This is a genomic window from Chryseobacterium sp. VD8, assembly GCF_037149975.1.
Taxonomy (GTDB): Bacteria; Bacteroidota; Bacteroidia; order Flavobacteriales; family Weeksellaceae; genus Chryseobacterium; species Chryseobacterium indicum.
In genome coordinates this window covers 1-614 of the sequence record NZ_JBBCQL010000450.1, presented here as the reverse complement: position 1 = coordinate 614, position 614 = coordinate 1, and the positions used below count along the sequence as shown (strand labels likewise).

Sequence of the window (614 nt, the reverse complement as noted above, 5' to 3'; positions counted from 1 at the left end):
GAGTTAAGATGATTTCTTTAAATAAAATATAAAAAAAAAGGCACCATAAATAATTTCGGTAACTTTTTACTGCTAAATCTTTTGTATGATAGTTGTATCCAGAAACAAATAAAGCCATTATTAAAATAGCCCCCATTGTTAAAAGAGGAATAAAACTATCTATATTCATACTGTTCATACAATTTGTGTAATATGTTTAAAAATAAGTTTACTTAATATACTGGTAATCAAAAAATTGTTTCATTAACAAAATTTACAGCGAGCAAACAACTTATAAGCAAATTACAAAAGAATTTTGGAAGTTTAAGAAAATATCAAAGCTTTATACCATTCCCTAGTCCTTTATATATCCCGACCATTTTATTTTAGATAAATGAACGGGCGTATTTTTGTCTGAATATTTTTGAGCGGCTGCAGAAAGCTGATCACCATGCTGAATCTGGTCTGCTGCAGAAGCTGTTTATTGGTGGGCTGTTTCGAGCTTGGCTTGGGAATGCTTCTGATAATGTCCTGTCCGCGCCAGTTTGCGCCAACAATCGTTCCTACTTTTCCTGAAAATCCTCCAAGGATTCCTTTTGTTATTCGTGCCATTTTGTGCATTTTTATTGGTTAAC

Annotated in this window: 1 protein-coding gene; it reads right to left on the bottom strand. The window is 32.4% G+C overall.

What is annotated here, in order from left to right:
• Nucleotides 1–360 precede the first annotated feature (360 nt).
• The gene (locus WFK35_RS22980) at nt 361–591 is read right to left on the bottom strand and encodes a DUF6266 family protein (protein WP_336734977.1); all 231 of its coding nucleotides are present in this window, start codon (nt 589–591) and stop codon (nt 361–363) included.
• Nucleotides 592–614 lie beyond the last annotated feature (23 nt).